This is a genomic window from Bradyrhizobium arachidis, from assembly GCF_015291705.1.
Taxonomy (GTDB): Bacteria; Pseudomonadota; Alphaproteobacteria; order Rhizobiales; family Xanthobacteraceae; genus Bradyrhizobium; species Bradyrhizobium arachidis.
Genome location: NZ_CP030050.1, coordinates 6025363 through 6040362, shown reverse-complemented (window position 1 = coordinate 6040362; position 15000 = coordinate 6025363). Strand labels below are relative to the sequence as shown.

At 64.3% G+C, this 15000-nt stretch carries 18 protein-coding genes; 12 read left to right on the top strand and 6 right to left on the bottom strand.

Features of this window, described 5'->3' with window-relative positions; translation table 11 throughout:
- Positions 1-6 precede the first annotated feature (6 nt).
- From WN72_RS28255 to WN72_RS28245, 3 genes are all read left to right on the top strand, one after another.
- The gene (locus WN72_RS28255; RefSeq protein WP_027559710.1) at positions 7-309 is read left to right on the top strand and encodes a helix-turn-helix domain-containing protein; all 303 of its coding nucleotides are present in this window, start codon (positions 7-9) and stop codon (positions 307-309) included.
- Positions 310-457: 148 nt separating this feature from the next.
- Entirely contained in the window at positions 458-1276 is an 819-nt protein-coding gene (locus WN72_RS28250; RefSeq protein ID WP_092217315.1) for an aldo/keto reductase, read from the top strand.
- Between the two features lie 149 nt (positions 1277-1425).
- Positions 1426-2415, top strand: a complete 990-nt coding sequence (locus WN72_RS28245) for a hypothetical protein (protein WP_092217314.1) — start codon at positions 1426-1428, stop codon at positions 2413-2415.
- 266 nt (positions 2416-2681) lie between these two features.
- On the opposite strand, the gene WN72_RS28240 is transcribed toward WN72_RS28245, so the two are convergent.
- The gene (locus tag WN72_RS28240; RefSeq protein WP_194482927.1) at positions 2682-3671 is read right to left on the bottom strand and encodes a helix-turn-helix transcriptional regulator; all 990 of its coding nucleotides are present in this window, start codon (positions 3669-3671) and stop codon (positions 2682-2684) included.
- Positions 3672-3923: 252 nt separating this feature from the next.
- Positions 3924-4088, bottom strand: coding sequence for a hypothetical protein (locus WN72_RS28235; RefSeq protein ID WP_167381162.1), 165 nt, complete (start codon positions 4086-4088; stop codon positions 3924-3926).
- Between the two features lie 249 nt (positions 4089-4337).
- Here WN72_RS28235 and WN72_RS28230 point away from each other — a divergent pair, with 249 nt between their 5' ends.
- Entirely contained in the window at positions 4338-4598 is a 261-nt protein-coding gene (locus WN72_RS28230) for a hypothetical protein (protein WP_027559707.1), read from the top strand.
- Between the two features lie 548 nt (positions 4599-5146).
- On the opposite strand, the gene WN72_RS28225 is transcribed toward WN72_RS28230, so the two are convergent.
- Positions 5147-5344: a hypothetical protein gene (locus tag WN72_RS28225; RefSeq protein ID WP_084334349.1), complete on the bottom strand. Its 198-nt coding sequence runs from the start codon at positions 5342-5344 to the stop codon at positions 5147-5149.
- Between the two features lie 647 nt (positions 5345-5991).
- Complete coding sequence (locus WN72_RS28220) at positions 5992-6711, bottom strand: DUF599 domain-containing protein (protein WP_027559705.1); 720 nt, start codon at positions 6709-6711, stop codon at positions 5992-5994.
- Positions 6712-6833: 122 nt separating this feature from the next.
- Here WN72_RS28220 and WN72_RS28215 point away from each other — a divergent pair, with 122 nt between their 5' ends.
- From WN72_RS28215 to WN72_RS28195, 5 genes are all read left to right on the top strand, one after another.
- On the top strand, positions 6834-7496 hold the full coding sequence (locus WN72_RS28215; protein ID WP_027559704.1) for a glutathione S-transferase family protein: 663 nt from the start codon (positions 6834-6836) through the stop codon (positions 7494-7496).
- An 84-nt stretch (positions 7497-7580) separates the two neighbouring features.
- Positions 7581-7949 (top strand): YidB family protein, encoded by a 369-nt coding sequence (locus WN72_RS28210; RefSeq protein ID WP_167381161.1) that lies wholly within the window; start codon positions 7581-7583, stop codon positions 7947-7949.
- A 203-nt stretch (positions 7950-8152) separates the two neighbouring features.
- The gene (locus tag WN72_RS28205) at positions 8153-8344 is read left to right on the top strand and encodes a hypothetical protein (RefSeq protein ID WP_027559703.1); all 192 of its coding nucleotides are present in this window, start codon (positions 8153-8155) and stop codon (positions 8342-8344) included.
- A gap of 151 nt (positions 8345-8495) precedes the next feature.
- Positions 8496-9482: a hypothetical protein gene (locus WN72_RS28200; protein ID WP_092220162.1), complete on the top strand. Its 987-nt coding sequence runs from the start codon at positions 8496-8498 to the stop codon at positions 9480-9482.
- Positions 9483-9524: 42 nt separating this feature from the next.
- Positions 9525-9965, top strand: coding sequence for a DUF1489 family protein (locus WN72_RS28195; RefSeq protein ID WP_027559701.1), 441 nt, complete (start codon positions 9525-9527; stop codon positions 9963-9965).
- A gap of 9 nt (positions 9966-9974) precedes the next feature.
- Here WN72_RS28195 and WN72_RS28190 read toward each other — a convergent pair whose 3' ends face one another.
- A complete protein-coding gene (locus tag WN72_RS28190) occupies positions 9975-10724 on the bottom strand; it encodes a COG3904 family protein (RefSeq protein ID WP_027559700.1) in 750 nt (249 codons plus the stop codon).
- Positions 10725-10798: 74 nt separating this feature from the next.
- Positions 10799-11650 (bottom strand): pantoate--beta-alanine ligase, encoded by an 852-nt coding sequence (gene panC, locus WN72_RS28185; RefSeq protein WP_092220160.1) that lies wholly within the window; start codon positions 11648-11650, stop codon positions 10799-10801.
- 285 nt (positions 11651-11935) lie between these two features.
- Here panC and WN72_RS28180 point away from each other — a divergent pair, with 285 nt between their 5' ends.
- The 3 genes from WN72_RS28180 (at position 11936) to WN72_RS28170 (ending at position 14939) form a co-directional block, all read left to right on the top strand.
- The gene (locus WN72_RS28180) at positions 11936-12859 is read left to right on the top strand and encodes a division plane positioning ATPase MipZ (protein ID WP_027559698.1); all 924 of its coding nucleotides are present in this window, start codon (positions 11936-11938) and stop codon (positions 12857-12859) included.
- Between the two features lie 346 nt (positions 12860-13205).
- Positions 13206-14066 carry an alpha/beta fold hydrolase gene (locus WN72_RS28175; protein ID WP_027559697.1) on the top strand — a complete coding sequence of 287 codons (861 nt, stop codon included), beginning with the start codon at positions 13206-13208 and terminating at the stop codon, positions 14064-14066.
- A gap of 123 nt (positions 14067-14189) precedes the next feature.
- Positions 14190-14939, top strand: coding sequence for a vWA domain-containing protein (locus tag WN72_RS28170; RefSeq protein ID WP_027559696.1), 750 nt, complete (start codon positions 14190-14192; stop codon positions 14937-14939).
- The last annotated feature ends 61 nt before the right edge of the window (positions 14940-15000 follow it).

The following is a 15000-nucleotide window of genomic DNA, read 5'->3' as shown; positions in this document are numbered from 1 at the left end:
GAGGGAATGGACATGCGGTTGCGGCTGAAGGCGGACGGACGGATCGTCGAATTGCGGGATGGGCAGGAATATCCGGTCCAGCCGAGCGCCAATGCCGGACCTGGCGACGCCGGCTCGCTCGCGGTGCGCGACCTGCGCCGCCGCGCCTGTCTCACCCAGATGGAGTTCGCCGCAAAGCTCGGCGTTCCCGTCGAGACCATCCGCAATTGGGAGCAGGGCAAGCGCGCCCCGCGGGGACCCGCCCGCGCTCTGCTCGCCGTGATCGCACACGCGCCGGAGACGGTGTTCCAGGCGCTCGCCAAAGCCTGATCGCCAAGGCCTGATCGCCAAGGCCTGACGCGAACCTCCCGTTAGCATTGCCCTGAATATCCGGCCCGAGCGCCGCGGCATTCGTTGGCAGTGTCACCGACCGGGTCCATAATGATATCAGGGGCTGCCGCAACAGAGAGGATTCCTCATGCTGTTCGTCGAGGCCAGTGGCGCAAAAATCCCGGCGATCGGGCTCGGGACCTGGGAGCTGGAAGGGCGCACCTGTGCCCGCGTGGTCGAGCAGGCGCTGCGGCTCGGCTACCGCCACATCGACACCGCGCAGGTCTACGACAATGAGCGCGAGGTCGGCGACGGCTTGCGCGCCTCCGGCGTGCGCCGCGATGATATCTTCCTCACCACAAAGGTCTGGACCAATCACTTCGCGCCCCACGATCTCGAGCGCTCGGTCAAGGAGAGCCTGGCGCGCCTGCGGCTTCCTTCCGTCGATCTGTTGCTGCTGCACTGGCCCAATTCGCATGTGCCGCTGGCGGAGACGCTGGGCGCGCTGTCGCATGCCAAGCGCATGGGCCTGACCCGTCACATCGGCGTCTCCAACTTCACCGTGGCGCTGATGGAGCAGGCGGTGGCGTTGTCATCAGAGCCGTTGGTCTGCAACCAGGTCGAATATCACCCCTATCTGGATCAGGCGAAGGTGAGGGCGGCCTGCGACCAGCATGGCCTTGCGCTGGTCGCCTACAGCCCGGTCGCCAAGGGCCGTATCAAGTCCGACCAGAGGCTCGCCGCCATCGGCCGCGCGCATCGCAAGACGCCGGCCCAGGCCTGCCTGCGCTGGCTGGCGCAGCAGAATGTTGCGGCGATCCCGCGCACCTCGCGCGTCGAACGCCTGTCGGAAAACATCGATATCTTCGATTTCGAGCTCTCGGGCGAGGAGATGGCGGAGATCGCCGCGCTGGCGAGCCCCAAGGGCCGCCTGACCGATTTCGGCTTCGCGCCGAAATGGGATTGAGGGGGGACTGGGGTATGCCAGGCATGATCCGGAAAAGTGCGAAGCGGTTTTCCGATAAGATCATGCCCGACCAGAAGCCTAAAGCGCAATGACGGTTGATCCCAGCCTCACCGCGTTTTAGGACCGCGACGGCAACCCAAGATCGGTCGATGGAACTGCGGAAGATCATACGGACGGACATTGCGGCGTCGGCGATCGCGCATCTGACGCTGGTGGCGCTGATCATCGTGATCAGCGAAGTCCATCCGTTTCACGCGGCCGCGCCCGAGACCGTTTCGGTCGACATTGTCACGCCCGAGCAGGTGAAGCAGGAGGAGGCCAAGGCCGAGGAGAAGGCTCAGGAGGAGGCAAAGGAAAAGCCGCAAGAGCCGCTTCCCGACCTGAAGCTGCCGAAGCTGGATTTCACCGACAAGGACAAGGCGGAGGCGGCGCCGAAGCCTGCGGCCAAGGAGAAGGCCGCCGCGGCATCGCCGAAGCAGCAGGCATCGCCCGAACCGCAGCAGAAGCAGCCGCAACCCTCGCAGGCGGCGAAGCAGCGCGAGGCCAACGTGCAGCCTCAGCAGTCGCAGCCTCAGCAGCCGCAATCTTCGCAGCCCCAGCCGCAGCCGTCGCAATTGCCGCCGCAGCAGCCGCTGCCGCAAATGCAGCCTCAAGCGGCGCAGCCGCCGCCACAAGCGCAGCCGGAGGCCGCGCCGCCGCCGGCCTATCAGGCGCCGGAGCCCGACGTCACCGTCAAATACGGCGTCATGCTGGGCTTGCCGCCTGAATTGCCGGCCGAGCCGAAGAACGCCCCTAAGGACGATGGCGGCGACGCCAAGGATTCGATTGCGGCCAAGCTGCCGCCCGAGGTCGTCGCCGAGCTGCGCCGTCACTTGCGAAGCTGCGCAAAGCTGCCGGCCGGGCTCACGCCCACCGACAATGTCCACATCAAGCTGCGCACGGTGTTCGCCACCGACGGCACGCTGGCACGCGAGCCGATCCTGATCGAGGCCCCGCCGTCGGCGAAGGGCGTGGCGCTGGTGAAGTCCGCGATGGCCGCGCTCCAGGCCTGCCAGCCCTACAAGATGCTGCCGGCCAATTTGTACGGGGAATGGAAGGTGATGGACCTGCCGTTCTCGCCGCGGGATCTCGGGTCTTAGCTCACCCTGGGGACTACGGGTCCCGGATTGCCCAACGGGCAAAACACCCGCGCGGCTGTCAATCGAACCCTTGAGAATATTCCGCTTTACCGAAATTCGGATTTGTCGTATATATCGTCCATCCCGGCTCATCCTTGAGGGGCGATCATGTGGTCGCATGGTCGCGAGCCGGGCTTGCGGTGGACGCGGCAGCGTCGGGCGCGAAAGTGCGGGCAGGGCGGATTGCTCTCCGTGAGCCCAGAGCTTCGCGCGGACAGACGGCGCTGTCAGGGGGCGCTGGATGACTTCTGCCGCCCGATTGATGCGGCGCGCACACCTGATGGCGTCTCGCCGAAGCGTCGGCGGAACGAGCGATCGAAATGAGAAAGGTCACCAAAGCCGACTGCAAACGCGATATCAATGATGGCCAAATGCAGATGGTGCGGGTCATCCAACATCGCGAAGGCACGCTCAAGCCGACACCCTGCAAGGTGCTCGGTGAACGACTTTCCGGTCCCTTCGAGCAATTTTTGCACGTATCGCCGCGACATACCGAGCGTTCCAGCAACATTGTCCAGATCGAAATTGGGATCGCCGAAGCGTTGCGCGACCTCCGCCAGGATCGCCTGAAGCTTGGCCGCCTTCACACCACGCTCCGTAACCATGTCTGCAGCTTCGGCGGTCGGCCCGAGCGTCGCGGCCACGAGATCGAGGAGATGTACGCCGACGGTGGACGCCAGTTTTGATGACGGAGGTTGTTTGAAGGATGCGAGCGACCGCAGGTAGCGACCGAGCAATCTAAGCGCCGGTCCGCGATGCACCGGCCGACCTGAAAGATCTTCCGGCTGCGCAACCAGAGACCTAAGGGCAGCAGCCTGCACGGTCACGAATTTGACGCTGCCGCCACGCGGCCCAAACACGCGCAGAGGCCTTCCCCGGTCAATCAAACAAGCGGAGCCAGCGTCATAGACATTTTCCTGGCCAGCATTTGCAAATTGGACCGGTCCAGCCTCGACGATGTTCAGTCCGAATTGGTCACGGCTATCCTTGAGGTGGTGCTTGCAACGGATGAACTCCACCGGCGTGGTGACAATGCTACAAACGCCAACCGCGCCGAGCGACAAGTAGGTGACGTCGATACGTGGGCGGCCGCCGTTGTGATCTATCACGTCCAAGGCAAGGTTCAGCCGCGCAAACTCCTCTCGGAACGTGGAGAACCGAGCGCGCTCTGGCAGCATCTCGGTCGACCATCGCAAAAGCGCAGATGAGTTTGACATGCCGGTCTCCCGTTTCGGCGCCCAACCCCGCAAGAGCGACTGGACTATATCGGACTGCGCTTCGGTGCAGGTGTGAGGTGGATTACAAGGGAGGACTTCAAGAAAATGACGAGGAATTTCCCGTCAGACTTTCGATGCTGACACGGTTCGCATCGAGGTTGCGATGATGCGCGAAATTCCGTAACGGCCCGAGAAGATTTCCGCGTAGCCGCTACGAGAAGACTGCAGATCATTCGGTAGATGATGGAGGCCTCACTGCGGCCAATCCTTGCAGAGAGTGATGCCGATCATGATCAGCGAGCCGATTGCGACCGCCACCGGGCAGATAAAGGGCAACTCTTCCAGCACGCTGATAAAGACTGCCCGCAAGCGAAGAGTTCTCTTCATATGCGCGAAGCGCAAACCTGCCGCACCCATCGGACATCTCCGTTTAGCCCCCAGCAGCAGCGGTCTGATATTCCGCGCCAAATGGGGCCGAGCTATTACCAGTTCGGGTGTTCCTTAAAGCAAGGTGAAGGAACCCTTTAGCTCGTAAGGACGCGCGTTACCGGCAGAATGATCCGCAGCGATTGCCGTCGTGATAGGCCACGCGGCTTTGATTGGACACTAGGCACACCGGGGTCGTTCATGCGATCCGAGGCTTTGCTTGGCTAGGAATATCGCCGCATGTGGAACTGGATGATGCTCGGGCTGGAAAGCAACCGCGTGATCGGCCTGCGGATGGCGAAGCTGATGCGCGGCGGCAAAGCCGCTCAACGTGAAGCCCAACTCATGGTGAGTGAGAAATTCTTTGCGGCGGCGAAGGCCGGTAAAAGCCTGATGGCCGGGGCATCCGGAGACAAGATTGTCGCGCAGTATCGAAGGAAGGTTGCGGCCAACGCCAAACGGCTCAGCCGCAAACAAACACACAAGCGAAAATCGCGCTGATCCTTCGACGGCGGGGCTTACTTGCTCTGCTGCTTGACCGCCCACAGCCGGTAGGCTTCGTCCTTGTAGGGATCATCTTCGGTTGGCGGCGGGATCAGCTTCGACTAGCAGCAATCGTTGGTCGGCATGTTAGCTTGGAGGCGATTACTCCGGATGAGCCGGGCCGGGCGGTCGTACGCAAGTGGGTTCTCTTGTGGCGACGTTTCGACTAGCCTCGCTAATTCGGCCAGCAGCCGCTGACCACGCTGCACCATGTCAGACCTGCGGTGCACACTTCAGGCAGACGCTCAAAGGGACAGAAACGCTATTGCCGCGAGCACCGTGTTGAGGGCACCGATCGCAATGATGGCGGCCGTTACGATCCGGTCATGCCTCATCTTACTTCCCCAGCGCTAGAGAGCGGTATTTCAGCACAGTACCTGAGCGGGAAAAAGGGCCAATGCCTGACCTTTAGCGAGAGTGCTGCAAATCAGAACTGATCCTGCACGCGCCGATATGCCGGATGCTTCGCGTTCTTCACCCACTCAAAGACTACCAGGGCGAACGGCTCAGGCTGAACGGCGGGATTTTCCATGCGGATGGTGCTTGAAGAAGAGATCAAGCTTCACAGGTTCGCCGGTATCTCGCCAGAACAATCTTTTGCCCATGCTGCCCGCCACCGCCAGGCGATGGTGGCCCCCGAGCAGAATATGATCATCCGTTGCTATGGCGATGACCTCGCCGGTTTCATCAACGATGACTTTCATGCAGCGCCTCCAATGCAGCGCGCGTCCGTCAGCGCAGCGCGATAATACGCAAAAAGTAAACCTTGTGTCGGTCTCCGCGTTCCAACCGTGAAGATCACGGCTTGCGTAAGCCACTCCGCGCACCCCATTTCTGTGCGAATTGGTACAAAACGAAAGCGCGAAATCAAAAACTGCAAATATCCTCACACAGCGCGGTCGCGCGTACCCCCGGTGACTGCGGGCCCCAAAATAACTTGAGGCTTGAAAGGGGCGGTCCCCTCAAGGGCGCGCTCGCGTCATCGCGCGTTTGGTCTTATGATCTAGGGGCGGAGGCGAGGTCGTCGACGAAACTCGGTGCGGGCACGTAAGCGCCTCCGGATGCCTCGGATTTCGCTTTGTTCCGCTGGAGCTGCGAGCGTCTGTGCGTCGCCCGTCGGGCAAAACACCCGCGAGGCTGTCAAGAGGGCTGTCTAACGTAGCGAGATCGCGATCGGCACTTCATCGGGACCCGAATGGTTGAACGAACTTAAGGTTCGCATCACAAGGGAGGGATCGACGAAGATCGGCAAGCATACCACGATCTGTGCCGGGATCGAGACCGGCAAACGGAAGCTTGATGTGGCGATCGAGGGCTACGAGAGCGGAAACCTGAGAGCCCGCCTTTGAGATCAATGACCGCGCTTCTGAACGTCCCCACCATCCGCAACCACCTCCGGCGCCATCGCAGCCCAGGCGTTGGACGCGAATTGCCGTCGCCAGGTCACGACCACCACCGCCGCGGTGCTGACGAACAGCACCCAGGGGCTGACGAACCAGCCGAGATAGCCGAGCGCGAAGAAGAAGGCGCGCTGGCCGCGGTTGAAATGGCGGCCGGCGGATTCGAACACGCGCGTGGTGCGGATGACATGGGCTTCGGCTTCCGGCGTGCCGCGCTGCGAGGCCGGCGGCATCCCGCCGAACAGGATCGCGACATAGTTGAACAGGCGATAGGCCCAGGCGAACTTGAAGAAGGCGTAGACGCAGATCAGCACGAGGCCGACGCATTTCAATTCCCACATGGCGGGGGAGGTGCTGAGATCGATCGGCAGCTTGCCCAAAATGGTGATGGCGTCGTTGGTGGCATGCAGCAGCGCCAGTGCACCGCCGAGCGCGAACAGGCTGGTGGAGGCGAAGAAGGCGGTGCCGTTCTGGAGCGAGGCCATGATCTGCATGTCGACCATCCGTGCCTCGCGATCGAGCAGGCGGCGCACCCAGACCTCGCGATAGCGGTTCATGCGCGCCGACAGGCTGTCGCGGCCATAGGCCGAATGCTCCAGCGTCAGTGCATAGACCAGCCATTCGATGATGAAGAAGCCGACGGCGGTGATGTCGACCCAGTGCCTGCTCATGTCTCTCTCCTCGCGGAGCGGCAACGATTGCCATGCATGGCGGGACGCAGCAACGATTGATTGGCGGCAGGCGATGGCGCTAAAAGCGGCTGCATCCAGAAGACTCGGGAAGGACCAGTGACATGGCAGCGCTGAAACTCGCGATCGGCAACAAGAACTACTCGTCATGGTCGATGCGGCCCTGGCTCGCGCTCCGCGCCAACGACATTCCGTTCGTGGAGACCGTGATTCCGCTCTACACCGACAATCCCGCGGACAAGGAGCAGATCCTCTCCTTCAGCCGCGCCGGCAAGGTGCCGGTGCTGGTCGACGGCGACATCACCGTGTGGGATTCGCTCGCCATCATCGAATACATCGCCGAGCGCTATCCGGAGAAGAAGCTGTGGCCCGACGACGTCGCGGCCCGCGCTCATGCCCGTTCGGTGTGCGCCGAGATGCACTCCGGCTTCATGGCCTTGCGCAACGAATGCGGCATGAACCTGCACCGCCCCGTGCGCCCCGTGACGCTGTCGGCGGACGCCAAGGCCAACATCGCGCGGGTGCAGGAGATCTGGCGCGAGTGCCGGACCCGCTATGGTGCCAACGGACCGTATCTGTTCGGCCGCTTCGGCGCGGCGGATGCGATGTATGCCCCGGTCGTGCACCGTTTCCGCACCTACGCCATCGAGGTCACACCGGAGACCAAGGCCTACATGGACACGATGATCGCGATGCCGGCGTTTCAGGAATGGACCCGCGACGGCATCGCCGAAACGCTTGTCATCGAAAAGTTCGAGACTGCTTAACTCATGAATGTGATTGCGCGCCGCTTGACGCCCTGTGCGAGGGCGGCGCCCAATCGCCAGGGAATGCAAGGAGAGGGCATCGTTATGGGAATCCTGGACTCGCTGGAAAACAACCCCGCCTTGCGCAGCGCGCTGGGCCAGCTCGGCGCCGCCGTGCTCCCGGCCGTGCTGAACGAGGTGCTCGGCAGCAACAATCAGGGCGGGCTCAGCGCGATCGTCGCAAAGCTCCAGCAGTCCGGCTTCGGCGAGCAGGTCAAATCCTGGCTCGGCAATGGCCAGAACCTGCCGATCTCGGCCGACCAGCTCCGGGCCGTCCTTGGCAACGACACCGTCCGCCAGCTGGCCGCGCGTTACAACATTCCGGTCGATCAGCTGGGCGAGATCCTCGCCCAGGAACTGCCCAAGGCGGTGGATCATGCAAGCCCCGACGGCCATTTGCCCCATACCGCCTGAAGCGGGCCGTTCCGGCGTTACCAGCGGCCGCCCGGTTCCCTGGCCATCATCCTGAAAACACTGACAGATCGGGGTGTTTGCCATGCCTGTATACTGCTGGCCAAAGCGGCCGGCCGCGTGCTATACAGCGGCCCGGGTTTAGCCGGTCCGTCGCAGTGGGACCCTGGGCACGGCCGGCGCTGTTTGAGTGATGGAGATGGGCGTTGAAGCATAAATTCCCCGTGGGAGCGCGCGTACTTTTCACGGCCAGCAACGTCGCGCGCCCTGCTGCGAGCGGCTCGTACGAGATCATCCGCCTGCTGCCGACGGAAGGCGACGACTGCCAGTACCGCATCAAGAGCTCGACCGAAGCCTTCGAACGCGTCGCCAAGGAAAGCCAGCTCGCGCTGTCCTAAGGGCTACCTGCGCCTTGTCGCGCCTCAAGGAATTTGTATCCTGCCGCCGTCAAAAGGCCGCTTCACCTTCGCAAGGTGAGCCGGGGCCAGTTGCCGACTCGCGGTGCTCGCTTGACCATTCGCTCTCAGCTCGCGTGAGGGGACGTCGCGCATGGACTGGGCTTGGGCCACTTCGCTCGACCAAACCTGGCGCTCGTCGGCTTTCCCGATGTGGATGACGCTGGCCGCTGCCGGCTTCTTCGGATTGATTCTGCTGATCACGCTGCTGCGCGCCGAGAGAACGGTCGCCAACGGCGCGCTGGCAGTGATCGCGCTGCTCGCCATCGTTATCGCCGTCGCCGCCACCATGCGCCTCTATGGGTCGCTCGGGCACGAGACGCCGGTTGCTGAAGGCCGCGCGCAGGCCACGGTCGTCGCGGGCCCGCCGGCGCTGTCCTGCCTCGACGAGCTCGCCGGCGATACCGTGGCCGCCGGCTGCGAGAGGGCGCTGTTCGGCGCGCCCGACGCGGCCGCCGCCGCCGTCGTCTATACGGCAAGCCGGATCGACCGGCTGACCGCGCTCGGCGATGCCGCAACCGCCGAGAAGAGCCTGACACAAGACATGAAGTTGCTGCGCAAGACGCTGGAGCACGATCGCTACGGCCTCGTCGCCCAGGTGCTGGTCGCGCGCGACGGCTGCACGCAGTTCGATTGCCCCGCGTTCCGCTCGCTGACCGATCAGCAGCAGGTCGCCGCCAACATGGATTCCCATCTCTACGATCAGCTGGTCGCGCGCTACGCGCCGACCTGGGGCGCGCCCACGACGCCGGGGGCGCTGCCGGCCAATGCTGCGCTCGCCGGGCTGCCGCCATCGATGCCGACGGGCAAGCCGACCAATGCGGAGTTCCCGAGCGCCTCATCGACGCCGCCGGTCAGCATCATGACTCCCGAGCCGGCGCCACGCCAGGCCGCGCCTGCCGCAAACGCCGCGCCAGCCCCGCGCGCACCGGCGGCGGCCTCGGCGCAAGCCGCTGCGCCTGCGGCACCGGCGGCCGCCGCCAAGAAGCAGCCTGCCGCGAAGCGCGCGCCCGCCGCTGCTCCGGTTCCGCTTGCGCCGCCGGCCTCGACACCGGCTCCGCCGGCTGCGGATAACGAATAGATCGGCATTCCCAATGCGTGGCCGCCCGGCTAATGCTGGGGCATGCCACTCCATCTGATCAAGCTCGCCGTCGGCTGCGACTCCGTCAAGGAATTGAAGGAGTGGGTGGCCGAACGGATGCAGACCGCCAAGAAGAAGGGTCTGCCGCAACGTCACATCCACATCACGCGCATGGTCCCCAAGCGCGACGCCGAGATCCTGGCGGGCGGATCGCTCTACTGGGTGATCAAGGGCGAGATCGCCGCGCGCGAAAAGATCATCGGCATCGAGCCGTTCCGCGACAAGGACGGCATCGGCCGCTGCCGGATCGTGATGCAGCCGAAGGTGATCTCGGTGTCGCCGCGGCCGATGCGCCCGTTCCAGGGCTGGCGCTATCTCACCGACGATTCCGTGCCGCCCGATCTCGGCAAATCCGCCGCCGGCTCGATCGCGGCCATGCCGGAGCCGATGCGGCGCGAGCTGCGCGATCTCGGGCTGCTCTGACGAGCCCGCTTAGGGCGATGTGACGATGTGGAGCCGCGCCAGGTCGGCCGGCGCCATCACCATCGGGCGTCCGCCTTCGCCGATGCCGTCGACGATGTCGACCAGTGCGGGCTCGACGCCCATCTCGAGCAGGTATTTGCGGTACTGCTCGCCAAAGATCACGGTCAGGCTCTCGCGCTGCTCGGGGGCGACATTGGGGGCGCGGCGGTTGCGGATCGAGCGGCCCGTCAGCACCACCTTGGCGCCATCAGGGAGACTGCGATGCACGCCGCCCGCGAGCATGAGGACGCAGGCGAGATCGCAGGCCGGATCCGGCATCGACACCTTGGCGTCGAGCGGGCCGCCCGGACGCTTCAGCGCAAAACACTCCGTCTCGGATTTGCCGGCACAGGCTTCGACCTCGGTCGCGCCTGCGGTGGCATCGAGGCCGTGGTCGCGCAGGATGCGGCCCATGCTGACCGCAACATTGAGGTTGGACCCGCCCCAGCTATGGATGACGAGCGGCAGCTTGTGTCCCGCCTGGCGATCGAGGATCGCGATCAACCGCTTGTAGCTGTCCCATTGCACCGTTCCCTCGGCAGCGATCCAGTCGGAACAGCCTAATCCGCAGGCGCCAGCGGGGCCGTGGGCGACGTAGAAGATCATCGCGTCCGGCGGTGAGCCGTACGGGCCGATCGGCGGCCGTTGCTGCGCCGGCGCAGCGGTCGCTGCGACGAGCGCCAATAGGCCGCTCAAGGTCATCGTGCGGATGGATGACATGCCTTGCCGCTCGGCTCGTTCCCTCGCGCCGATCATCCATCCGGGCGAGGGCGCGTGCAAGTCGATCCCGCCGGTTACACCGCGATATTGTCGATCAGCCGCGTCGTGCCGAGCTTGGCCGCCACCAGGATCCGCAAGGGGCCGTCCTTGCGCGAGGTGACCGGCGCCAGCGTCTCGGCGTGGCGGGCTTCGAAATAGTCGAGCGCGAAACCGGCCGCCTTGATCGTCTCGGCGCCGCGCGCCATCGCGCTTCCGAGGGCTTCGCCCGCCTTGATCCGTCCGGCGCTGTCCTTCATGGCACGGTAGAGCGTGGTCGCGGTCTGCCGCTCCTCCGCCGAGAGGTAGACGTTGCGCGAGGACATCGCGAGCCCGTCGCGCTCGCGCACCGTGCGGGAGCCGATCACCCTGACGCCGAGGTCGAGATCCCGCGCCATCTGCGTCACCACCCGCAGCTGCTGAAAGTCCTTTTCGCCGAAGATCGCAACATCCGGCCGGCACTGCGTGAACAGCTTGCCGACGACGGTGGCGACACCTCCGAAGAAGTGCGGCCGGAAGCGGTCCTCAAGGCCGGCGAGCGCTGGTCCCTCCGGCACGATGCGGGTGGCAAAGCCGTCCGGGTACATGGCCTCGACGCCGGGATGCCAGACGATGTCGACGTCCTCGGCCGCGAGCTTGGCGATGTCGGCCTTCCAGGTGCGCGGATAGGCACCGAAATCCTCGGTCGGTGCGAACTGGGTCGGGTTGACGAAGATCGACACCACGACGCGGGTGGCGCGCCGCTTGGCGAGGCGCACCAGCGACACATGCCCGTCATGGAGTGCCCCCATGGTCGGGACCAGCGCGATCGTGGCCTTTCGCTTGAGTAGATTGTCGACGGCGCGTCGCAGGGTGGGGACCGTGCGGGCGATCAAGGGGCTTCGTGACATCGGGACTCGAAGGGGTTGGGAATCGGTGCGGGGCGCGGCCCGACGGCCGGCCGGCTAACCTTAACAAGCGGCGGTCGTGGACGCCATGCATCCGGATGCGGCACAGCAATTCGCATCGAGCCGCGCGCGATGTCGCGCGTGTGTGGGCTGGATCACAGACGCGCAGCGGCACTGCTACTCATGATGAAGAACGGCGCGTTGCGATTTGCATTACCTGTCACGCATTTCACTTGACCGCAGACGCGGTCAACTCGAAGATATTCGTTAGGGGTGTTGAGGATCGCAATGCTTGTGCAAGCTAGCCAAGGCCAGTCCGGCTCGGCGCATGTGGTCGTGCTCGGCAATGAAAAGGGCGGCTCCGGCAAGTCGACCACCGCCTTGCACATCGCCGTTGCGCTTCTGAAGGCCGGCCAGCGCGTCGCCACCATCGACCTCGATTGCCGCCAGCAAAGCTTTACCCGCTACATCAGCAACCGCTCCGCCTGGGCCCGCCGCACCGGGCTCGGCCTCGAGCTGCCGGTGCATCGCTGCATCAAGCTCGGCGAGACCATGCAGATCGCCGACAACGAGAACTCCGAGTTCCAGCAGTTCATGGAGGCGGTCTCGGCGGTCGAGCGCAGCTTCGACTTCATCGTCATCGATACGCCCGGCACCGACAGCTATCTGATGCGGCTTGCGCACTCGATGGCCGACACCCTGGTGACGCCGATCAACGACAGCTTCCTCGACTTCGACGTGCTCGGCACCGTCGACCCCGCCAACTACGCGGTGACGGGCGAGAGCCATTACGCCGAGATGGTGCGCGATGTCAGGCGCAAGCGCCGCCAGCTCGACGGCGCGACCACCGACTGGATCGTCGTCCGCAACCGTCTGTCGATGCTCGGCTCCCGCAACAAGCAACTCGTTGCCGACGGCTTGAAGGATCTGTCGCTGCGGCTCGGCTTCCGCTACGTCGACGGCTTCGCCGAACGTGTCGTCTATCGCGAGTTCTTCCCGCGCGGCCTAACCGCGCTGGACGAGATCGACGAGGCCACGCTCGGCATGCGGCCCAATCTCGGCCATCTCACCGCGCGGGAGGAGGTGACCAGCCTGCTCCGCCAGCTCAAGCTGCCGCTCGACGAGCGCGGCCGCCGCCGCGCCGCCAACCGGGCCGAGTGGTTCAGTCAGGTCGACAAGCCGCTCGAGGTCCACGACATCCTCGGCGCCTGACGAGGGGCGGTATAGGACTACTTCCGCATCGATCCGCTTGGTCAGTTCCCAACGGAACCGGGCCCGCATTCGCCCGTTTTCACCTACGTTCGCTGCGAAATTGAACCCGATCGAGACGGGTTGCGTCCGATAGGGACCTGCACGCTGACGTAGCCGTAGAAGTACGGGTTGCCCAAGAATCGTGTGCGGCGCACAATGAAAGGGCTGTCAGCTCACAATATTTACGCTTCCTGTCACGTGGCTGTGACATATATTAGGGAATAGGCGACAAGGGGCCAAAGAGCCCCGGAAGAACACGATTTTCAACAGGGATTCAGGCCGCAAGAGCCTGAGGCTGAGGACGAAAATGAAGCGTGGAATTGCCGTTCTGGTTTCGGTCAGTGCCCTCTGCGGCATCGCTTATTTCACGGCGAGCAAGTGGGCGATCAAACACGAGACCATCACTTTCTACGACGCTTCGCGCGACAACCGTCCTGTGCCCGTCGACATCGCGGTGCGCCGTGACAAGGAAATGCAGGCCACTGCCGGCATGATCACGCTGCCGGTCGCGGTGATCAATCACGGCAACACCGTCAAGAACACCGAGTACGGCTTCCTCGCCAACATCTTCGCGGCGCGCGGCTATCTCGTCGTCAGCCCGCAGCATGATCTGCCGACTGATCCTCCGATGGTGACCAAGCCCGGCGAGCTCTATGTCGGCCGGCTGCCGCAGATCCTGCGCGGCGTCGCCAACATTCATCTCGCCATGCAGGAGATGAAGAAGGTTCAGCCCAACGCCGATTACGACAAGGTGACGATGGTCGGCCACTCCATGGGCGGCGACATCACGATGTACTTCGCCAAGCAGTATCCGGACGAGGTCAAGAAGGTCGTCACGCTCGACAATCTCCGTGTGCCCTTCGTCACCGCTGGCAAGTTCAAGATCCTGTCGTTCCGCTCCAAGGATCCCCAATTCAAGACCGATCCGGGCGTGATCCCCACGGACGAGGAGTGCGAGAAGGCCGGCATCCAGGTCGTGAAGACCGATTTCCAGCATAACGACATGCGCGACACCGGTCCGGACGACGCCAAGAACTCGATCCAGGGCATGCTCGACAAGTTCCTGAGCTCGACTGACAGCGAGGTGGCGCCGGTCGACACGCAATCGTCCCCGCCCAAGATTCTCGAGCCCGGTCCGGTCGCTCTGATGGCGCCTGCCAAGAGCTGACCTCTCGCTCCGGCCGATCCGATCTTTGAAGCCCCCGTCGGCGCCCGCCCGCGGGGGCTTTGCACATTGACCGGGCCGTCGTTGCTGACCACATTAGCTGCTCACGCAAGGCGAAGAGCAGAGATGTCGGGCGAACCGATCAAACCGCATGGTGGCGAGGCCGTCTCGGCGCGAGCGGACGGTGGGCTGCCGAAGGCGAGGACATCGACCTCGGAGGACATCGCCGCCTTCGTCGCCAGGGCACGTTCCCTGTCGCCGCATGCGCCCGGCGCGAAGGGGCGGCTGATCTTCGCGCTGGATGCGACGATGAGCCGGCAGCCGACCTGGGACATGGCCTGCGCGCTCCAGGCCGACATGTTCCGCGAAGCCGCGGCTCTCGGCAGTCTCGACATCCGGCTGGTCTATTATCGCGGTTTCAACGAGTGCCGCGCCACGGGGTGGATCTCCGACAGCAGCAAGCTTGCGACACTGATGAGCAAGATCGATTGCCGCGGCGGCGACACCCAGATCGGAAAGGTACTGAGCGAGGCGCGGCGCGAGGCCGTCGTCTCCGGCGTGCGCGCCGTCGTCTTCGTCGGCGACGCCATGGAGGAGAAGGTCGACGACCTCTGCGCCAAGGCCGGCGAGCTCGGCATGCTCAAGGTGCCGGTGTTCCTGTTTCAGGAAGGCGATGACACCGTGGCCGAGCGGACGTTTCGCGAGATCGCGCGACTGACCGGCGGCGCCTGGTGCCGGTTCGATCCCGGCGCGGCGGCGCAACTGCGCGAGCTGCTGCGCGCTGCCGCGGCCTACGCTGTCGGCGGCCGCGAGGCGCTGTTGAAACTGGCGAAGGGTGAGAGCGGCGCGGCCAGGCTGATCGGTCAGATGAAGTAGGCTAAAGCGTGATCCGGAAAAGTGCGCAGCGGTTTTCCGAAAAGGTCATGCGCAAACAACA